The organism is Streptobacillus canis (genome assembly GCF_009733925.1).
GTDB lineage: Bacteria > Fusobacteriota > Fusobacteriia > Fusobacteriales > Leptotrichiaceae > Streptobacillus > Streptobacillus canis.
The window spans coordinates 1-20,921 of record NZ_WOEI01000028.1; the positions used below are offsets into that span (position 1 = coordinate 1).

21 protein-coding genes are annotated in these 20,921 nt (G+C 27.2%); 2 read left to right on the top strand and 19 right to left on the bottom strand.

Translation table 11 applies throughout. The features are described 5' to 3' along the window. Nucleotides 1-346: 346 nt before the first annotated feature. From GM111_RS06945 to GM111_RS06970, 6 genes are read right to left on the bottom strand one after another with little or no spacing between them, the layout of a single operon-like run. Entirely contained in the window at nucleotides 347-1,438 is a 1,092-nt protein-coding gene (locus GM111_RS06945; protein ID WP_156300389.1) for a DUF871 domain-containing protein, read from the bottom strand. Nucleotide 1,439: 1 nt separating this feature from the next. Next, nucleotides 1,440-2,717, bottom strand: coding sequence for a PTS sugar transporter subunit IIC (locus GM111_RS06950; RefSeq protein ID WP_156300390.1), 1,278 nt, complete (start codon nucleotides 2,715-2,717; stop codon nucleotides 1,440-1,442). A gap of 14 nt (nucleotides 2,718-2,731) precedes the next feature. Next, nucleotides 2,732-3,040, bottom strand: a complete 309-nt coding sequence (locus tag GM111_RS06955; protein WP_156300391.1) for a PTS sugar transporter subunit IIB — start codon at nucleotides 3,038-3,040, stop codon at nucleotides 2,732-2,734. Between the two features lie 9 nt (nucleotides 3,041-3,049). Then, a complete protein-coding gene (locus tag GM111_RS06960; protein WP_156300392.1) occupies nucleotides 3,050-3,349 on the bottom strand; it encodes a hypothetical protein in 300 nt (99 codons plus the stop codon). A gap of 4 nt (nucleotides 3,350-3,353) precedes the next feature. Next, the gene (locus GM111_RS06965) at nucleotides 3,354-3,683 is read right to left on the bottom strand and encodes a PTS lactose/cellobiose transporter subunit IIA (RefSeq protein WP_156300393.1); all 330 of its coding nucleotides are present in this window, start codon (nucleotides 3,681-3,683) and stop codon (nucleotides 3,354-3,356) included. Then, the gene (locus GM111_RS06970) at nucleotides 3,676-5,112 is read right to left on the bottom strand and encodes a glycoside hydrolase family 1 protein (RefSeq protein ID WP_156300394.1); all 1,437 of its coding nucleotides are present in this window, start codon (nucleotides 5,110-5,112) and stop codon (nucleotides 3,676-3,678) included. Before GM111_RS06970 ends, GM111_RS06965 begins: the two co-directional genes overlap by 8 nt. Nucleotides 5,113-5,427: 315 nt before the next feature. Here GM111_RS06970 and GM111_RS06975 point away from each other — a divergent pair, with 315 nt between their 5' ends. Beyond that, on the top strand, nucleotides 5,428-6,189 hold the full coding sequence (locus tag GM111_RS06975; RefSeq protein WP_156300395.1) for a DeoR/GlpR family DNA-binding transcription regulator: 762 nt from the start codon (nucleotides 5,428-5,430) through the stop codon (nucleotides 6,187-6,189). Nucleotides 6,190-6,308: 119 nt separating this feature from the next. Here the strand turns inward: GM111_RS06975 and GM111_RS06980 are convergent, their stop codons facing one another. From GM111_RS06980 to GM111_RS07025, 10 genes are all read right to left on the bottom strand, one after another. Further along, nucleotides 6,309-7,613 (bottom strand): APC family permease, encoded by a 1,305-nt coding sequence (locus tag GM111_RS06980; RefSeq protein ID WP_156300396.1) that lies wholly within the window; start codon nucleotides 7,611-7,613, stop codon nucleotides 6,309-6,311. 10 nt (nucleotides 7,614-7,623) lie between these two features. Further along, entirely contained in the window at nucleotides 7,624-8,358 is a 735-nt protein-coding gene (locus GM111_RS06985; protein ID WP_156300397.1) for a nucleoside phosphorylase, read from the bottom strand. 12 nt (nucleotides 8,359-8,370) lie between these two features. Continuing rightward, nucleotides 8,371-9,573, bottom strand: a complete 1,203-nt coding sequence (gene mtnK / locus GM111_RS06990; RefSeq protein ID WP_156300398.1) for an S-methyl-5-thioribose kinase — start codon at nucleotides 9,571-9,573, stop codon at nucleotides 8,371-8,373. A gap of 12 nt (nucleotides 9,574-9,585) precedes the next feature. After that, nucleotides 9,586-10,875, bottom strand: coding sequence for a Na+/H+ antiporter NhaC family protein (locus tag GM111_RS06995; RefSeq protein ID WP_156300399.1), 1,290 nt, complete (start codon nucleotides 10,873-10,875; stop codon nucleotides 9,586-9,588). Between the two features lie 12 nt (nucleotides 10,876-10,887). Beyond that, nucleotides 10,888-12,054, bottom strand: a complete 1,167-nt coding sequence (locus GM111_RS07000) for an iron-containing alcohol dehydrogenase (RefSeq protein ID WP_156300400.1) — start codon at nucleotides 12,052-12,054, stop codon at nucleotides 10,888-10,890. Nucleotides 12,055-12,066: 12 nt separating this feature from the next. Further along, nucleotides 12,067-12,654 (bottom strand): class II aldolase/adducin family protein, encoded by a 588-nt coding sequence (locus GM111_RS07005; RefSeq protein ID WP_156300401.1) that lies wholly within the window; start codon nucleotides 12,652-12,654, stop codon nucleotides 12,067-12,069. Between the two features lie 14 nt (nucleotides 12,655-12,668). Then, the gene (locus GM111_RS07010; protein WP_156300402.1) at nucleotides 12,669-13,715 is read right to left on the bottom strand and encodes a s-methyl-5-thioribose-1-phosphate isomerase; all 1,047 of its coding nucleotides are present in this window, start codon (nucleotides 13,713-13,715) and stop codon (nucleotides 12,669-12,671) included. Between the two features lie 209 nt (nucleotides 13,716-13,924). Next, a complete protein-coding gene (locus GM111_RS07015) occupies nucleotides 13,925-14,641 on the bottom strand; it encodes a transaldolase family protein (RefSeq protein WP_156300403.1) in 717 nt (238 codons plus the stop codon). Between the two features lie 4 nt (nucleotides 14,642-14,645). Further along, nucleotides 14,646-15,431 (bottom strand): glycyl-radical enzyme activating protein, encoded by a 786-nt coding sequence (locus tag GM111_RS07020; RefSeq protein WP_156300404.1) that lies wholly within the window; start codon nucleotides 15,429-15,431, stop codon nucleotides 14,646-14,648. A gap of 17 nt (nucleotides 15,432-15,448) precedes the next feature. Next, nucleotides 15,449-17,743, bottom strand: a complete 2,295-nt coding sequence (locus GM111_RS07025; protein WP_156300405.1) for a formate C-acetyltransferase — start codon at nucleotides 17,741-17,743, stop codon at nucleotides 15,449-15,451. Nucleotides 17,744-17,897: 154 nt separating this feature from the next. Between GM111_RS07025 and GM111_RS07030 the strand changes: the two genes are divergently transcribed. Then, nucleotides 17,898-18,665 carry a DeoR/GlpR family DNA-binding transcription regulator gene (locus GM111_RS07030; RefSeq protein WP_156300406.1) on the top strand — a complete coding sequence of 256 codons (768 nt, stop codon included), beginning with the start codon at nucleotides 17,898-17,900 and terminating at the stop codon, nucleotides 18,663-18,665. 24 nt (nucleotides 18,666-18,689) lie between these two features. On the opposite strand, the gene GM111_RS07035 is transcribed toward GM111_RS07030, so the two are convergent. The 3 genes from GM111_RS07035 to GM111_RS07045 are packed head-to-tail and all read right to left on the bottom strand — an operon-like array spanning nucleotide 18,690 to nucleotide 20,638. Next, complete coding sequence (locus tag GM111_RS07035; protein WP_156300407.1) at nucleotides 18,690-19,745, bottom strand: PTS fructose transporter subunit EIIC; 1,056 nt, start codon at nucleotides 19,743-19,745, stop codon at nucleotides 18,690-18,692. A 34-nt stretch (nucleotides 19,746-19,779) separates the two neighbouring features. Further along, a complete protein-coding gene (locus tag GM111_RS07040; protein WP_156300408.1) occupies nucleotides 19,780-20,097 on the bottom strand; it encodes a PTS fructose-like transporter subunit IIB in 318 nt (105 codons plus the stop codon). 22 nt (nucleotides 20,098-20,119) lie between these two features. Next, nucleotides 20,120-20,638 carry a PTS sugar transporter subunit IIA gene (locus GM111_RS07045; protein WP_231479784.1) on the bottom strand — a complete coding sequence of 173 codons (519 nt, stop codon included), beginning with the start codon at nucleotides 20,636-20,638 and terminating at the stop codon, nucleotides 20,120-20,122. Nucleotides 20,639-20,921: the final 283 nt, after the last annotated feature.

The window sequence follows — 20,921 nt, forward strand, 5'->3', positions numbered from 1 at the left end:
TGCAGCTTTATCGTAGGCTGTTTCTTCCATTTCTCTAATTCTTCTTGTTCTTCTTACTTTTTTTTCTTCGTTCATAGCAAAAGCCTCCTTGATATTTTTATTATATCATAAGAGGCTTTTACTAAAAAACTATATTTTTCAATTTACAGACTTATTTCAATACTCTCTTGGGAAACTCTTTTTATTTAATTTTTTTGTCGAAATATTTGAGTGTAACTCTAACCTATAAAAAAGTCAATATTTTATTTTAAAAATTTTTTTTCCTCTTAATTTCATTAATAGTATTAACTTTTATTGCATAAAAAAACTCTCCTTACTATTAATTAAGTAAAGAGAGTTCATTTTCTTATTTATCTTCAGTAAAAGTAAATTTTTGCCATGGTTTGATATAATCTAGTAAGAATAATTCTTCTTGTGCTACTCTTCCTACAACATTACTTTTTCCTGTATTTTTCATATCATTTAGTGCTATTTGTAATTCACCTGCATAGTGTCCATATTCTGAACTTTCAATAATTACATCTCCTCTTTTAATATCAGGAATATTGAAAACTTCAAACTTATGTCCTCTATATTTAACTCTACTTTGAGTAGATCTTATCATATTATCATTAAAGTCTCCTCTTCTAAAATGAAGTTCATTTAATAATATATCTTTTTCTACTTCAGGTAAGTCTTTATATAGTTCTATTTTTAGATTTAATACTTTTAAATTAACTTTAGAAATTGCTTCTATTTCTTCTTTTGAAGGATAACAATTTGAAATTAGTATATCATCTATATCACCTAATGCAACTAAATGTTTAATTTGTACATCTAGTGGTATATCTCTATGTATTTCTAAAGTAGGTAATCCCTCAGTTGCTGGCCAAGGTCCAAAAGCACCTTTATTTTGAGAACTAACAAAAGCCGCTGTTCTTAATCCATATTTTTTAAATCTTGAATTACATTTTCCAAAATGTTCTAAATTTAATCCTGTATATCTATGTGGATAGAAATTATGACAAGCAATTAAATTGTATTGATTAGGCATATATTGCATTATTGTATCAATATAATTTGTATCATTACTCATATTAATCTCTATTTTTAAATATTGTGGATTATATGTCATTAATGCTTCTTCATTTCCTGTGAAACCTACATCAAGTCTTATTCCATCACACATGATTTCTTTGAAGAAATCTAAGTTTTTATAACTTATCCCTAGTTTTTCAAATATACCAGGACTTACATCTACTATTATTTCATACCCTAATTCTTTAGCATATGAATTTATTTCTTTAAATTCTTTTTTTATTTCAGTCACTTCTTTATTTGCTGATAATAAGCACGAAAAGATTCTTGAAGCTCCCATATCTTTAGCTTTTTTTAGATATTCCATTATTTCTTCTTTAGTTGACTTTTCCGGATATATCGAAACTCCTAATTTTCTCATATTATGCTTCTAACCCTTCCTCAGCTAATAATTTATTATCATACATTTTAAAGAATGGGTAGTAAACTACTACTGAAACCCCTATTAATAAAACATTTAATATTGCAGCTCTATAGTCTCCACCTGTTGCTAAGTACGCTCCTATTGGCCCAGGTAAAGTCCAAGGTGCTATAGTTGAAACCTTAGAAACAAGTCCTGCTGCTGTAGCAACATATGCTATAGTAGCATTAATTACTGGAGCTGCAATAAATGGAACTATTAATTGTGGATTTAATACTATTGGACATCCAAATATTACAGGTTCATTAATATTAAATATACTTGGAGTAATAACTGTTTTACCAAGTGATTTAGCATAAGAAGAACGAGCTCTAAATGCTAGTAATATTGCAAGACCTATTGTACATCCTGATCCACCTATCCATATAAACCATTGATAGAACGGTTCTGCTGCTATTGCTGGTAATGGTTGTCCTGCTGCTAAAGCATTTGTATTTTGTTCTAACAATATTAACCATACTGGTCTTGCAAGTGATCCAACTATACTTACACCGTGTATACCAAATGACCAGAAGAATGTAATTAAGAATACTAATAATACAACACTTGGGTAACTATCTGCTGCTGATACTAATGGAGCAACTAATTTTCCAACAAATGCATGCCAGTCAAATTTTAAGAAATAAGTGATACTTCCCATTAATATTATTATAACTGCTGTAGGAGTTAAGTTAGCGAAACTTTGTGCTACAGATTTAGGAACTTGATCAGGCATTTTAATTTTGAATCCTGATTTATCTATTAATCTATATATTTCAACAGCTAAAATACTTGTAATAATTCCAACAAACATTCCTACAGATCCTAAATAAGACATAGGGATAACTAATCCTTTTACCCCAGCTCCATCTACAGTAACGTTAACTGGTACTATAGTTAATAAGAATGATAAAGTAGCTAATATCCCTCCAGATAAACCATCTAATTTATATGATTTAGAAAGAGAGTACCCAATACCGAAAACTGCATATAATGTCATGATATACATAGACATTCTATAAGGAAGTAAGATAGTAAAGATATTTGCCTTAATAAACTCAACTATCTTCCACGATGCTGGTAATGGTGGAAATGCTAATATTAAGAAAAATGATCCCACAATAATGATTGGTAATGTTGCAACAATCCCATCACGGATTGCTCTAAAATGACGTTGCTCAGCTAATTTAGCCATAGGTGTTGATAAATGTTTGTCTAAAAATTCTGCTAATTTTTTCATTTAAATCATCCTTTCTATAATTCTATATTTTCTTTAATTTGTGCTAATAATTTTGGACCACCTAATGCAGTGTATCCCATAGGGTTAATAAGAACACATGGAACATTTACTTCATCAGCATATGCTTTTAAAGTGTCATATCTATGTCTAATTTGTGGTGCAACCATTGCAATTGCATACCCTTTTTTAACTTCTTCTTCAAAAGCTTGAGTTGAACACTCCACTACTGATACATCAATCCCATGTTTTTCACATTCTTTCTCTAATGCTTTTGCTGCAATAGCACTCGACATCCCCATTGAACAAACAAATAAAATTTTCATTTTTACCTCCTAAAATCTCACAAAACTTAAAATTAATAAAAGTATTATTATTATTGATATGGCCATAACAAAGAATCCTTTTACTAAACCTATTTTTCTTTCAATAAAATACTGTGAATATGCATAACTAAATCCAATAAAAACAGAAGTTAATATTTTAATACTCCACTCTTGATTAATATTAAATATATTTGATAAAAATAGTGCAAATAAAGCTACAAGAGTTGAACCAAATATGATTAACATTCCTGATTTATAGCTAAATTTAAATATGTCATAATCTGTATCATTCCAATTTTTTTTATTCATAATATCACTTATTTTCTAATTTATTAATTTTTTCATTCATTTTTATTATTGTTTCTGCTAAATTTCTTATCTCTATAGTCGTCATCAAATGATCTTGTGCATGAACAAACAGAACTCTAACTTCAAGATGTTCTCCATCTGCCTCTTGTCTTATTATATCTGTTTGTACTTTATGAGCATTCAATAAAAACTCATCTGCTTCTTTAAGTAAAGATTCTACTTTATCAAAGTTGCCATTTAAAGATTCTGTCATCGCTTCATAAATAAGACCTTTTGCCATACCTGCATTTGAAATTATTTCAAAAACAATCTCTTCTAATTTTTCTTCATTCATTTATCTCTCTCCTTTCATTTTTAATAAATTCCTTATACCAACTAAAACTATTTTTAGGATATCTTCTATAAGTCCCTTCACAGTTATTATTAGCATCTACGTATACTACTCCATATCTTTTATCCATCTCACAACTACCTGCAGATACTATATCTATAATTCCCCACATAAGGTAACTATGTATATCAACTCCATCTTTAATAGCTTTTTTTATTTCTATAAAATGATCATTTAAATAACTAATTCTGTAATCATCATTTATAGTTTTATCATCATTTAATATATCCTTATGACCTAGACCATTTTCTGAAATTATAACTGGTTTTTGATACCTATCATAAATATTATTTAATGATATTCTTAATCCTACAGGATCAATTTGCCATCCCCAGTCATTTGCTTTTAAATACTTATTCTTTGTTGTTAAGACTAAATTCCCTGCTGTTTTTTCTGATTCTTCGACACTTATAACTCCAGATTGATAATATGAAAAACTTACATAATCTGCCGTATTTTCTTTTAACAATTTTTCATCTTCTTCTAGCATTTCTATCTTGATATTATTTTCTTCAAAATACTCTTTAACATAACTTGGATAATACCCTCTTACTAATACATCAGGATAAAGCCATTGATTAATCTGTTCTTCTTTTAGTTTCTTTATATTATCTAAAGGATTCGCACTATTTGGATAATAACAGAAACAAGCAAACATACATGTAAATTTTGCTCTCGTTTTCTTTCTTCCTAACTCTATCGCTTTTGCACTTGCAATAAATTGATGATGTAACGATTGGAAGATAACATTTTCATCATATACTTCCTCATCATTTTCTTTCATCAAACCGATACCATTAAATGGACTAAAAAATCCTGTATTAATTTCATTAATAGGTAAAAATACTTCTATGTATTTACCCCATCTATCAAAAATTAATTCTACTAACCTCATATATATGTTTATCATTTCCCTATTTTTCCATGATCCGTATTTCAATATCAAATTAACTGGAATAGCATAATGATTTATTGTCAAAAATATTTTTATATTATTGTTATATAATTCAGTAATAAGTTTATCATAATATTTTAGTCCTTCTTCATTTGGAATTTCATCATCCCCATTTGGAAATATCCTTGACCATGAAATTGAAAATCTAAAAATATCTGGTTTTAATTCTTTTATCAACCTAATATCTTCTTCAAAAAATTCTATTCCTTTGCTTCCATACCTAAAAGGATATTTTTGATGATCTTTGTCTTTAATAGCGTCTAAAACTCTTTGCTTAGTCAGTAATCTTGTTTTAACTGTATTGTTATCAGTTCTTGGAATATACATTCTACAATCTTGACTATCCATTCCTCTATTATGAAAATCTCCTTCATATTGACTCGAAGAAATTGCTCCTCCCCATAAAATTTTTCTCATCAAAGGACCTCCTAATTTTTAGTTTTTTTATATAATGCATAATATATTATAACTCGATTTTTAAAATTATCAACTTTTTTTGAAAATTATTTTCAGTTTTTGAAACACATATCTAAAAAATTCAAACTCAACATAGATATAAGAAGATTAGAATAACAAAAGAATCAAAACGAACAGTTTCTGTTAAGCATCCATTTATATAACCTTTTTCATCTATAATTAGAATTTTAAATATATGTTTTACTTTTTACACTTTTTATTTATTTAAAAATAAATTTGTGATATAATAAAAATAAAAATTAGAAAGGAGTTTTTATGATAAAAATCCAAAGACATAATAAAATCATTGAACTTCTTAAAATCTCAGGAACTATAACTATATCTCAATTATCTAAAGAATTTAATTGTAGTGAAGAAACTATTAGAAAAGATTTAATAGAACTTGAAAATAATTCAAAATTAAAAAGAACACATGGAGGAGCATATATCGAACATAGTTTTGATAAAGGTATTCCTTTAGAACTAAGAGAAACTTTAATGAAAAAAGAAAAAAAATATATTGCTGAACTTGCTATAAAACATATTAAAAATCATAGCAGTATAATTCTAGATTCTAGTACAACTTGTATAGAACTTGCAAAAAAAATTTATGAATCTGACTTAGAAATTACAATAATCACAAATTCATTACAAATTGCTAATATATTTTTAAAATCTAATCATGTAAAATTAATTATTTTACCTGGAACTTTAAATTCTAAGTATAATTCTATGTTTGATTTACATACTCTAACATTTTTAGAAAATATTAAAGCTGATATTTCATTTATTAGTTTCCCCACTATAAATATTGAATTTGGATATGGCGATAATAGTATAGAAAATCTAAAAGTTAGAGAAAAAATGCTATCAAATTCAAAAATAAAAATAGTTCTTTTAGATTCAACTAAATTCAATGATGATTCAGCTGTATTTTTTACTAAAATAAAGAATACAGATATCATAGTAACAGATAAAAAAATAGATAAAAAATGGGTTGTTTTTTTTAAAAAAAATAATATAAATATAGTCTATTAAAATTATTTAAAAATTAGTAACCATAAGGCGATAAGTTTCAAAATTTATTGCCTTTTTTTAATAAAAATAAAAAGGAATTACCCCTAATCAAATTAAGAATAATTCCACAAATCTATAAACTAATTATTTTTTTTATTTTTTATAAAAGGCTCTCTTAACCAAGTATATATAAATACTAAAACACAAAATACTGCCATTGGAATTAGTGCTCCTTCACTTTTCAAGAAATCCCAACTTGAGAAGAATCCTATTAAATATATCATAATACTTATTGCTGGTATTACATACATTGCCCATACTGGTAATTTAAATTTAGCATTTTTATATGCTTCAGGTTTTTTACTAATTAAAAACATCACAGCTATTACTGGGAATATTGAAAATATTAATCCAATATTTGTTCCAATAACAGAAATTGCTCTTATTTCTTTTCCTAATATTATTGGAATCATACCCACTATATAATACATTAATAATAAATAATGTGGTGTATTATATTTTTTATTTTCTTCAGCCATCTTTTCAGGTAACCATCCATCTTTAATAGCTGCTTTTATTCCTTTAGTTGCCCAAGAAAAAATTGCATTTAATGAAGAAAGTAATGCTGCCATTCCTCCACCAATCATAAATACTAAATACATCCATCCTGGAAGTATTTGTTTTGCAACAACACCTAAATTTTGGAATTTTATTTCTTCTATAGGAAGTACTCCTGCTGCAACTATTGCTATTAGGAAATATAAACATGAAACTAATAAAGTTGAAATTATCATTGCTATTGGTATATCTCTCCCTGGATTTTCACAATCTCCTCCAAATTCTGATAAGAATTCTGCACCTATTAATGCAAATCTTACTAAAACTGAAGCTGATAAGAATGTTGCTAATCCATTAGGCATTACATTATCTTTTACAAAAAATGAACTTACATCTTCAACTTGAGGTAATCCATAAAATACAAAAGCTATTAAAGATATCACTAATACAAATACAACTCCTCTTTGAATTAAAACAGAGGTTTTAAGTCCTCTTAAATTAGCAATAAATACAAAAGTCATAACAATTGCAGCTAAAATAGTCGTATTAATACTTGGCCATAACTGAGAAGCAAAATCTGCAAATCCAATTGCATATTGAGCTAATATAAACTGACCAAAAACTAATAATGCAACATAGAAAAAGGCTGTTTTACTACCTATAAGATCCCTAACATATGTATACATACCCCCAGAATTTGGTATTGCAGATCCTAAAGCAGCTACTGCTATAGTTGGAATAATAACTATTACTCCAGCCACTAAAAATGAAATAGCTACACCTTTTCCTGTCATTCCGATGGCTATTCCAAGTAAAACCATAATTCCTGAACCAATAATTTGACCAACTCCCATAATTAAAAGTTCAGTTAGATTTAACTTTTTCATTTAAAACCTCCTATAATTTAATATTAATTAATGCATCAAGTGCAATTTCTGCACATTTTTCAACTGTATTTTTTAAAAGTTCAGGATCTGGATCATTATCTTCTGCAGAATTTAATACCGCTAAAGCATTACCATCTACTGCTAATATAGAACCTGATTTAACTCCGTACATACTAGCTGCTGTATAAAGAGCAGCTACTTCCATTTCAAGTGCTATTGCTCCTGCTTTAGCTTGAAGTTCAGTATTGGTTTCTAAAAGTCCTCCATAGAAAGCTCCTTGAGTAACTATTATACCATTATGTACTTTTATTCCAGTTTTTTTTGAAATTTCAATTAATTTATTTGTTACATCTAAGTCAGCTACTGCAGGAAATGATACTGGAACATATATATTAGATACTCCCTCTTCTTTTGCTGCTGCTGTTGCTATAACTATATCTCCAGCCTTAATATTAGAATTTAAAGAACCACAAGTTCCAAGTCTCAATAATACTTTTGCACCACCTTTAATAAGACTAATAAATGATAACATTGCTCCACTTGCTCCAACACCATGAGAAGATATATTTATCGGAACTCCTTTATATTCTCCATAATATGTCCAATATTCTCTACCTTGAGCTAAACATTTCATATTATCTAATCTTTCTGCTAACATTTTTGCTCTAAATGGATCTCCACAAACCAAAACTCTTTCTTCTATATCCCCTTTTTTTAATCTAATTCCTGGTAATAATTCTTCCATTACATCTCCTCTTTACTTAAAAAATTTTTCTGATAAATTTATTAACATTTCTCCATTAGTAATGCCTTTTCTATTTTTAATTAAAAATATTCCTAATTCTACTAAAGATCTTTCTAATTTTATTTTTTTATTAATGTCACTTACTGCGCTTACTTCTTTTACCTTAGCATCTCCTACAGTTCTTCTAATAATTTCTGTAGCAGCATACCCTATAGAATCAGAAATAACATTTTCCATATATTCTTTTTTAAATTCTTCTACTTTATATAAAGGAAAAGTAACTATTTCATCATATTTTTTAGAAAATTTATCTATAAACATATCTAAAATATCTTTTATTGTATTACTAATATACGATACAAATTCTTTATTTTCTCTTTCATAAAAAGCATTTGCATATGCAAAAAATAAATTTCCTATAACATTTCCTATATCATAACCTATTGGGCCATAAAATGCAAATTCTGGATCTATAATTTTTATTCCCTTTTCATTAATAAATATAGAACCTGAATGTAAATCACCATGTATTAACCCTTGAGCATAATTCATAAATTTATTTCTTAAAACTGCAACCTCTTTATGTAATTTTTCATCTTTATATAAAAGATTTTCAAAATATTCTAAATTTTCATTTGTTATTATATTTCTATTTTTATAATTATAATATGGTTCTGTAAACACTAAATCTTCAGAGATATCACAAAGTTCAACATTTACAAATTCTTTAACTCTTTCTTTTTTTATATCTCTTGGTAAAACTAAATCTGTTGTAGGTAATAAAGAATCTACTAAAAATGTCGATATTTCATTTGCAAAATTTAAAAACATTTTATCATTTAAAAACTCTGTTCTTAAATTTTTATACTCTCCTATATCTTCCATTACAAGAGCATACATATTTTCATCATAATGATAAATTTTAGGTATATAGCTTGGACATAATTCAGATTCAATCTTCAAAATTAAATATTCTATTTTATTTCTATTTAAATCTAAAGGTCTTCCTGATGAGCGAAGTAATTTATCTGCTTGTTTTACAATAATAGATTTATTACTTTTTTCACCTCTTACTCTAAATACGTAATTTATATTTCCATCTCCTATTTCACTAGAGATTAAATTTTCATCTTTTTCAAAAAAATTAACATTATCTTTAATATATTCTTTTACTGTTTCTAAATCTAATAAAAAATGTTTTGAATATTTATTCATAAAAACAACCTCCTAATTTTTTTTGAAAGGCACACCCATAACTATAAATAAAACACCAAATACTATCATCAATATTGAATACCATACATATGGAATTATTGATGCAGGGGATATTTGAGCTATAGCTCCTGCTGTTAAAAGTTGTCCAGCATAAGGCATTAAACCATTAAATGCTGATGAAAAAATATCTAATATACTTGCTGTTTTTTGAGGAGTAATATCAAATTCTTTAGATATATCTTTAGCTATAGGTCCAACTGATATTATTGCTATTGTATTATTAGTTGTTGCTAAATCTACAAGTGAAACTAATGCCGCTATACTCAATTCTGCACCAACTCTTGTTTTCATTCCACTTGATAATTTATTAAGAAGCCAATCTATTCCACCTAAATATTTCATTATTTCAACTAATCCACCAACAAAAATTGCTATTATAGCCATATCTTGCATCCAACCCATACCTCTATGAATTATTTTAAATGATTCAACAAAAGTAAAATCTGAATGAATTATTCCTATTAAAACTCCTGATAAAACTGAAATTGTCATACTTGGTATTACATGTACTCCAAATAATGATAAAGAAATTATTAAAATATATGGCACTAAATTAATATAGTTAATCGCTCCACTTGCATCTATAGAAGCAGCATTTACTGGCCATAATGCTAATCCAATTATTGTTATTATAACTGCTGGTAATACCATAAATAAATTTGCTTTAAATTTATCTTTCATATTTATATTTTGAGTTGTTGTAGCTGCAATTGTAGTATCAGATATAAATGATAAATTATCTCCAAACATCGCTCCACCAACTACTATTCCAGCAACTAAAGCCATTGAAACATTAGTTTTTTGAGCAATATTTACAGCTATAGGCATTAAAGCTGCAACAGTTCCCATTGAAGTTCCCATAGCAAAACTTAATATACACCCTATGATGAATAATCCTGGTAAAATTAATTTAACTGGTAAAACACTAATCCCTATATTTGTAACAGTATCTGTAGCGTGCATTGCTCCCGCTACTGAATAGAATGCTCCAGCTAACATATATATTATTACCATCAATATTAGAGTTTGTTCTCCTCCACCTCTACAAAAAAGATCAACTCTTTCACTAAAACTCATTTTTTTAGATACAGGACTATTTAGAAATAAAGAAATTCCTGATGCTAAAAACATTCCTATAAGTAAGGGAAAGTTACTAAAATCCCCTGTTGCTATTCCCATAATAAAATAAACAATTAAAAATGTTAATAATGGAATTAATCCAATAAAACTACCTTTTTTCATAGTTGGTCTCCTTTAAATTGCTAAATTTAATATTTTTATAATTTCTTTTGAAGAAAGTGGTATATAATGGCCTATTTTCATTCCATCATTTTTAGTTGCCTTTAATGCCATTAATTCAAACTTATCACTAGTTATATCAAATTTTGAAAGTCTCGTTCTAAGACCAAAAGATATATATTTTTCTTCTAATTTATCTGCTAAAATTAAAGCCATTTCTTCTTTTGTATAATTATTATAATCTATATCAAACAATCTATTTGCAAGCTGTGCAAATTTATCAGGAGCCTCTTTAGACATGTATCTAATATATGCTGGTAATACAAGTGCCATTCCTTCTCCGTGAATTATATTATATTCATGAGATATTTCATGTTCTATTCTATGACTTGCCCAATCAGAAATTCTACCTGAATCTAATAAATTATTATGTCCAATTACTGAAATAAAGAAAATTTCTCCTAACGCATTAATATCTGTTTTATCTTTTAATAATCTATCTGCATTTAAAAATAAAGATTTCAACATTCCTTCTATCATATAATCTGTTGTGTCAACATTTTTTTCCATAGTGAAATATCTTTCTAATAAATGTGAAGAAATATCTGCTATTCCTGAAAATAAGAAGAAATTAGGTAATCCTTTTAAGTATTCTGGATTAAGTATAGCAAATCTTGGAATTAAAAAGTCATATTCTATTCCTAATTTATTATCTGAACTTGATAAAATTGAAGCGTTTGATGTTTCAGAGCCACTTGAAGCTATTGTCGAAATAACTCCTATAGGTAAGGCCTCTGTTGGTACGTCCTTATACATATAAAAATTCCATACATCTATATCACTTTTAGCTCCTACTGCAACTGCTTTTGCTGTGTCAATACTTGATCCACCTCCTATAGCAAGTATAAAATCAATATTTTCATCTTTACATATATCAACTAATTCTCTCACAAGTTCAACTTTTGGATTTGCAACAACTCTATTTTCATAAAAATAATTTATATTTAATTCTGAACATGTTTTAATAACTTCATCATAAATACCTAAATCTTTTATAAAATCACCACTTGTAATTATCAATAAATTTTTAACATCATATTTTTCTAAATTTTCCTTTAGATAAGTTAATGAATTTACCCCAAATATTATTTTTGAATCATTCATAAAATTAAAATCTAACATATTTCTCACTCCTTATTTTAAAATTTTAGGAACCCCTATTGTTTTTGAATAATAATATATCTTAGCTGCATCCTCTACATATTCTGCTGCCATAAATGCTTCTTCTATATCTTTACCACAACTTATCGTTCCATGATTTCCTAAAAGACACGAATTTCTATCTTCAAGATATGGAAGTATGACTTCACCAAGTTCTTCAGATCCTGCAGGTTTAAATGGTGCAACCTTCAAGTCTCCTCCTAAATACGGTCTCATCTCAACCAATATTAAAGGTATATCCTCATAAACTACAGCCATAGCTGTTGCAAAAGTAGAATGTGTATGAACTATTGCATTATATTTTGGATATTTTTCATAAACACTAATATGCATTTTCCATTCTGATGATGGTCTTTGCCCTTTAATATATGGTTCTCCCTTAGAATTTATCTCTACTATATCATCTTTTGTTATCTCATTATATGACATAGAACTTGGTGTTATGAAAAAACTATCTTCTTTATCAGAATTTCTTATACTAATATTTCCGCTTGTTCCTGCAACAAGCCCTGTATTATAAAGTTTTCTTCCTGCATCAACCAATTTTTCTCTTATATCCATTTTTTACCACCTTTTTAATAAAATCTTTTAACTTCATTTTCAAAATAACTTTCTAAATCAAAAGCTGAATATATTCCATTATCAGTTACTATCCCACTTATTAAATATGGTGGTGTAATGTCAAATGAAGGATATATTGCTTTAGATTTTTCATGAGTATGATTACCTAAAACAAGAGCTGGATCTCTCATTTCTATAGTTATATCATTTTCTCCAAATTTATCTACATCCGGTATTCCTGTAACATAATATGGTACTCCAAATTCTTTAGCAAGTAATGCAATTTGATATGTACCTATTTTATTTGCTATATACCCTCCTCTAGTTATGGTATCTGCAGCAGATGTAAACACATTAATTTTTTCATATTTCATGGCATAAGCTATCATATTATCAGTAAGAATAGTTGTATCAAATCCCATTTCTGCAAAGCATGTAGCTGTTAATCTTGCTCCTTGATAATATGGTCTAGTTTCTGCACAATATATTTTAACATTTTCCTTTTTTTCCTCTTTTAACAATCTTGTTAACATCCCTATAATTGTCTCTCCAAAACATTGAGTTAATATTCTATCTCCATCTTTTATTTGTTTTGAAAGATTTTTACCTACTTTTTCCATAATAGAGTATCTTCTATTTAAAGAATTAATTGTTTCATTTTTTATTGCTAAAGCTACATTTTCATTATTATTTATTGCAACTTTAGCAACTTCTAAACAACCTTTTGTAATTTTTTCCATTCTATTTGCAGTAGTTGGCCTAGCATGAGATAAAACATAACTTGCATTCTCTAAATACTTGATTTGTTCTTCTTTTGACAAATCCTTACATTCAAAAGCAGCTAATGCCATTCCCATTCCAACTGCAGTATAAGGTCCTGCACTTTGAGTAACCATATCAGCTACTGCTTGAGCAACTTCTTCAAATTTATTACATGTAACAAATTCAACTTTTTCAGGATATATTCTTCTATCCAAGATTTTTACATATCCTTCTTCATAAAACCAAGCTATATTTTCATACGTCAACATAAAAGGTAAATTATAGTCTTGTCTTTCCATTTTATCCTCCTAAATTAAATTTATTTCTATAATTAGTATACCTTAAAAACCCAAAAAGTCAATAATATTTCCAAAAAAAAACATTTTTTTCAAATAAATTCCAAATTTTATAAGATATAAATTATTAATTAGTTTATTTTTTGAAAAATCTATTAACTAAATTTTTATACTATAAAAAAATACTAGCAATTTGGCTAGTATTTTTTATATTATATTAATTCAAGTAAATTTTTATCTCCGTATATTTTTTGCCAATCTGATTCAAATTTTTCCATACTCCAATCTGTATATGGATGATAAATTAATTTATCAAACACTTCTGTTCCTATTGTAACTGATTTGGCTCCTGCTAGCATTACTTCATGTACTTGTCTAACATTCTTAAATGATGCACCAAATATTTTAGGTTCAAATACTCTATTAAATCTCTTCAAACATTCTTCATCACTTATTTTAATATTATTTAGTATTTTTTGAGCATCTTTAACTATTTCTACTCCACTTTCTCCTATATTATCTGACCTATTAATATATGGAGCCATATATTCTGCTCCAGCTTCTGTTGCCATTATTATTTGTTGTGGCGATAATATTCCTGTCGCTGTTATCTTATACCCATCTTTTGATAATATCTTCATTGCTTTTATACCTTGTTCTGTTACCGGTATTTTAGCATATATATTTTCTCCAAAAGTTTTTACAAGTAATTTAACTTCCTCTATCATTATTTCTGCAGTTTTTCCTGTTACTTGTATATGTATTAATTTATCTTTACCAAGTATTCCTTGTATTTCTTCTATCATTTCTTTAAAGTTTCTATTTTCTTTTGCTACTATACTTGGATTAGTAGTTATTCCCATTATTGGATAAATATCATTTATTCTCTTAATATCTTCTATATTTGCTGTGTCTAAAAAGTATTGCATATATTTAACCTCCTATTATTACTCTAAATCCTTTTGATTCTACATACTCTTTTATTTGTGAAACTATTTTTTTTGATGGTAATTCAACCTCACTTAACTCATAAATTCTATCTAATAATTCATATTTAGATGCTCCATAATTATGATATGGTAGAATATGTATTTCTTCAATATTATTTTTTGAAACTATCTCTAATATTTTATCAATATTTTGAATATCATCAGTATAACCAGGAATAAAAGGTATCCTAGGAATAACATGATTATTTTTACACGCCTCTTCAAAATTTTTAATAATTAAATTAGAATTCCCACCAATAACTTTTTTTGATTTTTCATTATCCATTATTTTTAAATCAAATAGGACTGTATCTGTATTTTCAAGTATTTTTTTAAATAATTCCGTATTCCCGAAACCACATGTTTCTATTGCAGTATTAATATCATTTTCTTTAATTTTCTTTAAAAATTCTATTACAAATTCTGGTTGAGATAATATCTCTCCTCCAGACAATGTTACTCCTCCTCCAGAAGTATTAAAAAATATTTCATCTTTCAGTACTTCTTTAAGCAATTCATCTACAGTATAATATTTCCCTATTTTTTTATATTTCCCACAGTTTAGTTTATCCTTCATATTTTCAATTTTAAAGCTTTGTGATTCAGGATTTGAGCACCAGGGGCATGATAAAGGGCAGCCTTTAAAAAATACTATTGTCCTAATTCCTTCACCATCATTTAATGAAAATCTCTGTATATTAAAGATTAAACCCTCTTTTTTATCTTTCATTTCTTCTCCTAATTATATTACAAATTATGTTCAGTTCTATGAATGATATCATCTTGTATTTTCTTATTTAATTCACTAAAAAACGCACTATATCCTGCAACACGTACTACTAAATTAGCGTATTTTTCAGGGTTTTTTTGAGCTTCTTTTAATGTTTCTATACCTATTACATTAAATTGTATATGTGTTAATTTTAATTTCATATATGCATAAACAAAGTTTACAAAATTATTTATCCCCTTATCGTCCTTTAATGCAGACGGACTAAATTTAACATTTAATAAACTTCCGTTTGTTAATAATACATTATCTAACTTACTTAATGATTTTAATACAGCTGTTGGTCCAAAAACATCTCTTCCAAACATAGGAGATAGACCTCCATCTGCAAGTTGTTCACCTTTATATCTTCCATCTGGTGTAGCACCAACTACTTCTCCTAAAGGAATATGAGCAGAAACTGTATATGATCCAGGAGTAAAAATTCCGCCTCTTGGATTAGTATATTTTTCTACTTCCTTACAATAAAATCTTAATATCTCTGCACTAATGTTATCAACATCATCAATATCATTACCATATTTATTAGCATTATTAATGAAATTATATCTCATCTCTTGATATTTTTCACCTTCAAAATTATTTTTCATTCCATTTAATACTTCATCAAAAGTGTATTTTCCTTGGTCAAATACAAAAGTCTTTAATGCCATCAGTGAATCTGATAAATTTGGTAATCCAATTCCTTGCACTCCAGAAAAATTGTATTTTGCTCCACCCTCTGTAATGTCTTCACCTTTTTCAATACAATTTTGCATTAATGTTGATAGTAATGGAACAGGAGCATATTTTCTATGTCCTAAATCAACTAAATTACTTCCTTCCGCCATTAACGAAACATAATATGCTATTTTATTTTTAATTTCTTCAAATACATCATTAAATGTTACTTCTTTATTTTCAAATGAATATAATACTTTTTCCATTATTTTCATTATATTCAACATTGCAATATCATGTAAACCATATAATTTCCCTGGAAGTGATAATTCAACACATCCAACAACTGAATAATCTCTTGAATCTTCTAAAGATACACCACGTGATAAAAATGACTGTATTATTACATCATCATTGAATAATTGAGGAATACCTGTACCTAATGCTATTGTTTCACATGTTTTTTTTATGAATTTTCTTGGTTCAATATCATTAACTCTTACACCAAAGTTTGGTTGAGGTAATCTAATATCTTGATATGCATCTAAACATAAATATGATAACTCATTTACAGCAGATTGACCGTAAATTGTAAGTCCTCCAAGTAAAGCAGTATAACCTGAAGGGAATCCTGCAAAGAATTTAGCTGAATTTTCACTTCTTAACAAGACTACATCATTTGTTTTTACATAAAAAGCTTCTAGATATTCTTTTAAAATTTCAGGATCTTTTCCATCTTCAATATCTTTTTGATAAAATTTCCATAAATATTGATCAAATCTTCCTAATGAAATTGAACTTGCATTCGATTCCATCTGTAATATAATACTTGTATACCACAAAAGTTGTAATGCCTCTATAAAATTTGTTGCAGGTTTTTTTGAAACATGTTTAGAAACTTCTAACATCATTTTTAATTCTTTTTTTCTATTTTCATTCTCTTCTTCTAATATTAATTTTTCAATTAAAGATACATATCTTTCTATATGTTGTATCGATGCTCTTAAAGTTATTGATGAAGCTTTCAAAAAATTATTTTCAGGATTTTCTTTCAATTTTTTTTCAACCTCTAAAACTAAGTTTTCAAATCCCTTATTTAAAATTAATTCAAAATCAGGTATAATATGTCCTTGACCTTTATCTGTTTGATTTAAACTAAACACTTTCTCATTTACTGCTAATTGAATTTCTTCTCTTACTATTCCATTTAAGGAATCTTTTAATGATTTACCTGACCAATACGGATATAACTCTTCACAAAATATTTTTTTATCATGTTCAGTAAAAATAAATTGATCTTGTGGCCTATTATGTATTGTATCTTTTTCCTTATATATCCAATAAGGATCCATTTCAGGAGAAATAATTCCACTTCTTGGCTTAATAGTTCTATTTCCAGCAATTATTTCATTTTCTCTAATAGAAATTTCCATTTTTTCTAAAATATTTTTTGTAGCAAGAGCTCTTCTTATTATTTCAGGAAAACCTTCAGTTTCTTTATGACTTTCCGTATAAAGCAAAGCCCTTTCAATTGATATTTCTCTCTTATTTTTAAATAAGTCTTCTTTTAAATTTTGAATTCTTTGATTCATCAATATACCTCCAAGACTAGTATTTCAATATAATATTACCTCGTTTTTCTTGTTTTGTCAATATCTTTATTGTTTTTTATTGTTTTATGATAAATATTGATAATATCGTAATTTTAAGATATACTATAAATAAATCTTTAAAGAAGGTGAATATATGTTTGTTCAAGAACGTTTGGATAAAATTATTAACTTAATAAATGAAAACAAAAAAGTAAAAGTCAATGAATTAAGTGAATATTTTAATGTTTCAAAAGATCTTATTAGAAAAGATTTAGCTAAATTAGAAAATGCTGGACATTTAAAAAGAACTTATGGAGGAGCAATTAAAGTTAGACATTCAGCTGAAACAATAACAATTACATCTAGAATTTCAAAAAATGTTGAAAATAAGAAAAAATTAGCAATCAAAGCACTAAATGAAATTAAAGAAGGAGATTTAATATTTCTTGATATTTCTTCAATTAATTATATTTTAGCTCAAGAAATAATTAAAAATAATATGAATATAACTATTATTACTAATATGATAGATATTATGCATCTATTTTCTACAAATATTGATACAAAAACTAAAGTTATCGGAATTGGTGGACATTGCAATAAAATTATAGGTGGCTTTGTTGGATTATCTTCAGTTGAACAAATAAAAAAATATAATATTACAAAATCATTTATAGGAACCATTGGAATAAATATTGATTCAGGTATTGTTTCTACTTATGAAGAAGATGATGGTTTGACTAAAAAATGTATTATAGAGGGTAGTAAATTTAAATATTTAATTACTGAAAAATCTAAAATAGAACAAGATGGTGAATATATTTTTGCCTCTTTAACTGATTTTGATTCTATAATAATTGATTCTGATTTAAATAATAAGATAAAAAATAAAATAAAAAAATTTGATATTAATATAAAATAAGGCCTTTAAAGGCCTTATTTTACACTAAAAAGTTATATCTAACTCTATGCTTTCATTATTTTCTTCTTTTTTTTCTATAACTTCAGATATTGGTTTTTTTAAGAAAGAAACCATTAATGCCGTTACAACACTTCCTACAATTATTGCAATTATATATCCAAATCTATTTGTAACAACTGGCAATACTATTAATCCTCCCCAAGCTGCATTATTAGTTGCATTTAATAATAAAGATGTTACCGAAGCTGCTGCTCCACCAACCATTATTGATGGAATTACTCTAATAGGATCTGCAGCTGCAAATGGTATTGCACCTTCTGTTATTCCAACACTTCCCATAATTAATGCTGCCTTTCCAGATTCTTTTTCATCAACTGTAAATTTATTTCTAAATAAGAATGTAGCTAATGCTAATCCAATTGGTGGTGTACAAATCGCTGCTCCTACTGCTGCCATTATATTAGGAGATGTTTGAACTGTTGCTGCAGCAAAGAAAAATGCAACTTTATTTAATGGACCTCCCATATCAAATGCAATCATAGCTCCTAAAATTAACCCTAATACAATTTTAGAACTATTTTGCATTCCTTGTAACCATTCAGTTAATCCTGCCATAAATGTACCAATAGGTTCACCTATAACTAATAAAACTATCATCCCTGCTACAAATGACCCAACCAGAGGAATAATAAATATTGGCATTACTGAAGATAATACTTTTGGAACTTTAATTTTCTTTAAATAATATACAACTAATCCAGCTAATATTCCCCCTATAATACCTCCTAAAAATCCTCCTCCTTTATTATTTGCTAAATATGCTGCAATCATACCTGGTGCTATTCCTGGTCTATCAACCATTGAAAAAGCAATAAATCCTCCAAGAACCGGAACAAACAATGTTAATCCTGCAATACCTATATCCGACATACTCTTTAAAAATCCAGTTTCAGGTACAGCAGCTTTACCTGATAGCATTACTGCTATAGCTAATAATACTCCCCCTGCTACAACAAATGGAATCATATATGAAACCCCTGTCATTAAATGTTGTTTCATGTTTTTTAATAGATCTTTCATAATAACATCCTCCTGTTAATTTTTCACTATTTTATTATTTTCTATTATTAATTGCTTCTTCTATTTTTGTTACTAATGGAGCAGCTTTTTTAACTAAATCGCTTATTCCAACTCTAACAATTGGTTTTCCATTAAATCTTTCAGTATTTTTTAATCCAATATCAGTCGTTAATACAATTACATCTGCATCTTTAACATCATCCATTGTAATTTCATTTTCAATCCCTATTTGTCCTTGTGTTTCTACTTTAACTTCGTGACCTCTTGCTTGTCCTGCTTTTTTTAATGCTTCTGCAGCCATATATGTATGGGCTACTCCAGAGGGACATGCTGTAACTCCTAAAATTTTCATCTCTATCACCTTTCTTTTTTATTTATCTATCTTGTTTTGAATATTTATTTAATAATTCTATAACTTCACTTTTTTCTTTTGCATTATCTAATTTTTCTCTAAATTCATCTTCTAATATTGAAGTTGATAATTTTATTAATATTTCTAAATGTTCATTTCCAGCATTTTTATCAGATACTCCAATCATAAATATATGTTTTACTTGTTCTTCTTCATCCCAAGAAATTTCATTTTTTAATCTAGCGTAAGCGATACATGCTTTATTTACACAACATGATTTCCCATGTGGAATTGCAAAAGAATATCCAACAGCTGTTGAAAAACTTGCTTCTCTTTCAAATAAAGAATTAATATATCCTTTAATTGCATCACATTCCTCGTTATTTTCATCACAAGTTGGTAAACAGCATAACTTATGGTCCTCATGAATTAAACACGCCATTTTTTTAATAACTTCTTCTTTACTATTAGCTTCTAAATCTAAACAAATTAGTTTTTCATCAATTAAATCTTTAACTTCAGTCATAATATCACCTTCCATATTTATATCTCCTATTAACAATATATCTCGATTTATTGTTTTGTCAAGATATTTATTTATTTTTCTTATTATTTATTTTTATTTATTATTTATTTATAACAAAAAATCCCCATTTTGGGGATTTCTCTATAAATTAAAGAAAGAAAAATATCAAATTATAAACTTATGTTTTCTTCTGTTTCTATATCAAAGATATGTGCTTTACTCGTATCAAAGTAGAATCTCTCACTTCCATGTTTGTTTGTATCACTTATTCCATCTACATTCATTCTACATGTCATTT

What these genes read in the sequence shown, in the direction of transcription:
- GM111_RS06945 (WP_156300389.1), bottom strand. Translation starts at nt 1,438, where the DNA reads ATGAGAAAATTAGGAGTTTCGATATATCCGGAAAAGTCAACTAAAGAA.
- GM111_RS06950 (WP_156300390.1), bottom strand. Translation starts at nt 2,717, where the DNA reads ATGAAAAAATTAGCAGAATTTTTAGACAAACATTTATCAACACCTATG.
- GM111_RS06955 (WP_156300391.1), bottom strand. Translation starts at nt 3,040, where the DNA reads ATGAAAATTTTATTTGTTTGTTCAATGGGGATGTCGAGTGCTATTGCA.
- GM111_RS06960 (WP_156300392.1), bottom strand. Translation starts at nt 3,349, where the DNA reads ATGAATAAAAAAAATTGGAATGATACAGATTATGACATATTTAAATTT.
- GM111_RS06965 (WP_156300393.1), bottom strand. Translation starts at nt 3,683, where the DNA reads ATGAATGAAGAAAAATTAGAAGAGATTGTTTTTGAAATAATTTCAAAT.
- GM111_RS06970 (WP_156300394.1), bottom strand. Translation starts at nt 5,112, where the DNA reads ATGAGAAAAATTTTATGGGGAGGAGCAATTTCTTCGAGTCAATATGAA.
- GM111_RS06975 (WP_156300395.1), top strand. Translation starts at nt 5,428, where the DNA reads ATGATAAAAATCCAAAGACATAATAAAATCATTGAACTTCTTAAAATC.
- GM111_RS06980 (WP_156300396.1), bottom strand. Translation starts at nt 7,613, where the DNA reads ATGAAAAAGTTAAATCTAACTGAACTTTTAATTATGGGAGTTGGTCAA.
- GM111_RS06985 (WP_156300397.1), bottom strand. Translation starts at nt 8,358, where the DNA reads ATGGAAGAATTATTACCAGGAATTAGATTAAAAAAAGGGGATATAGAA.
- mtnK (WP_156300398.1), bottom strand. Translation starts at nt 9,573, where the DNA reads ATGAATAAATATTCAAAACATTTTTTATTAGATTTAGAAACAGTAAAA.
- GM111_RS06995 (WP_156300399.1), bottom strand. Translation starts at nt 10,875, where the DNA reads ATGAAAAAAGGTAGTTTTATTGGATTAATTCCATTATTAACATTTTTA.
- GM111_RS07000 (WP_156300400.1), bottom strand. Translation starts at nt 12,054, where the DNA reads ATGTTAGATTTTAATTTTATGAATGATTCAAAAATAATATTTGGGGTA.
- GM111_RS07005 (WP_156300401.1), bottom strand. Translation starts at nt 12,654, where the DNA reads ATGGATATAAGAGAAAAATTGGTTGATGCAGGAAGAAAACTTTATAAT.
- GM111_RS07010 (WP_156300402.1), bottom strand. Translation starts at nt 13,715, where the DNA reads ATGGAAAGACAAGACTATAATTTACCTTTTATGTTGACGTATGAAAAT.
- GM111_RS07015 (WP_156300403.1), bottom strand. Translation starts at nt 14,641, where the DNA reads ATGCAATACTTTTTAGACACAGCAAATATAGAAGATATTAAGAGAATA.
- GM111_RS07020 (WP_156300404.1), bottom strand. Translation starts at nt 15,431, where the DNA reads ATGAAAGATAAAAAAGAGGGTTTAATCTTTAATATACAGAGATTTTCA.
- GM111_RS07025 (WP_156300405.1), bottom strand. Translation starts at nt 17,743, where the DNA reads ATGAATCAAAGAATTCAAAATTTAAAAGAAGACTTATTTAAAAATAAG.
- GM111_RS07030 (WP_156300406.1), top strand. Translation starts at nt 17,898, where the DNA reads ATGTTTGTTCAAGAACGTTTGGATAAAATTATTAACTTAATAAATGAA.
- GM111_RS07035 (WP_156300407.1), bottom strand. Translation starts at nt 19,745, where the DNA reads ATGAAAGATCTATTAAAAAACATGAAACAACATTTAATGACAGGGGTT.
- GM111_RS07040 (WP_156300408.1), bottom strand. Translation starts at nt 20,097, where the DNA reads ATGAAAATTTTAGGAGTTACAGCATGTCCCTCTGGAGTAGCCCATACA.
- GM111_RS07045 (WP_231479784.1), bottom strand. Translation starts at nt 20,638, where the DNA reads ATGGAAGGTGATATTATGACTGAAGTTAAAGATTTAATTGATGAAAAA.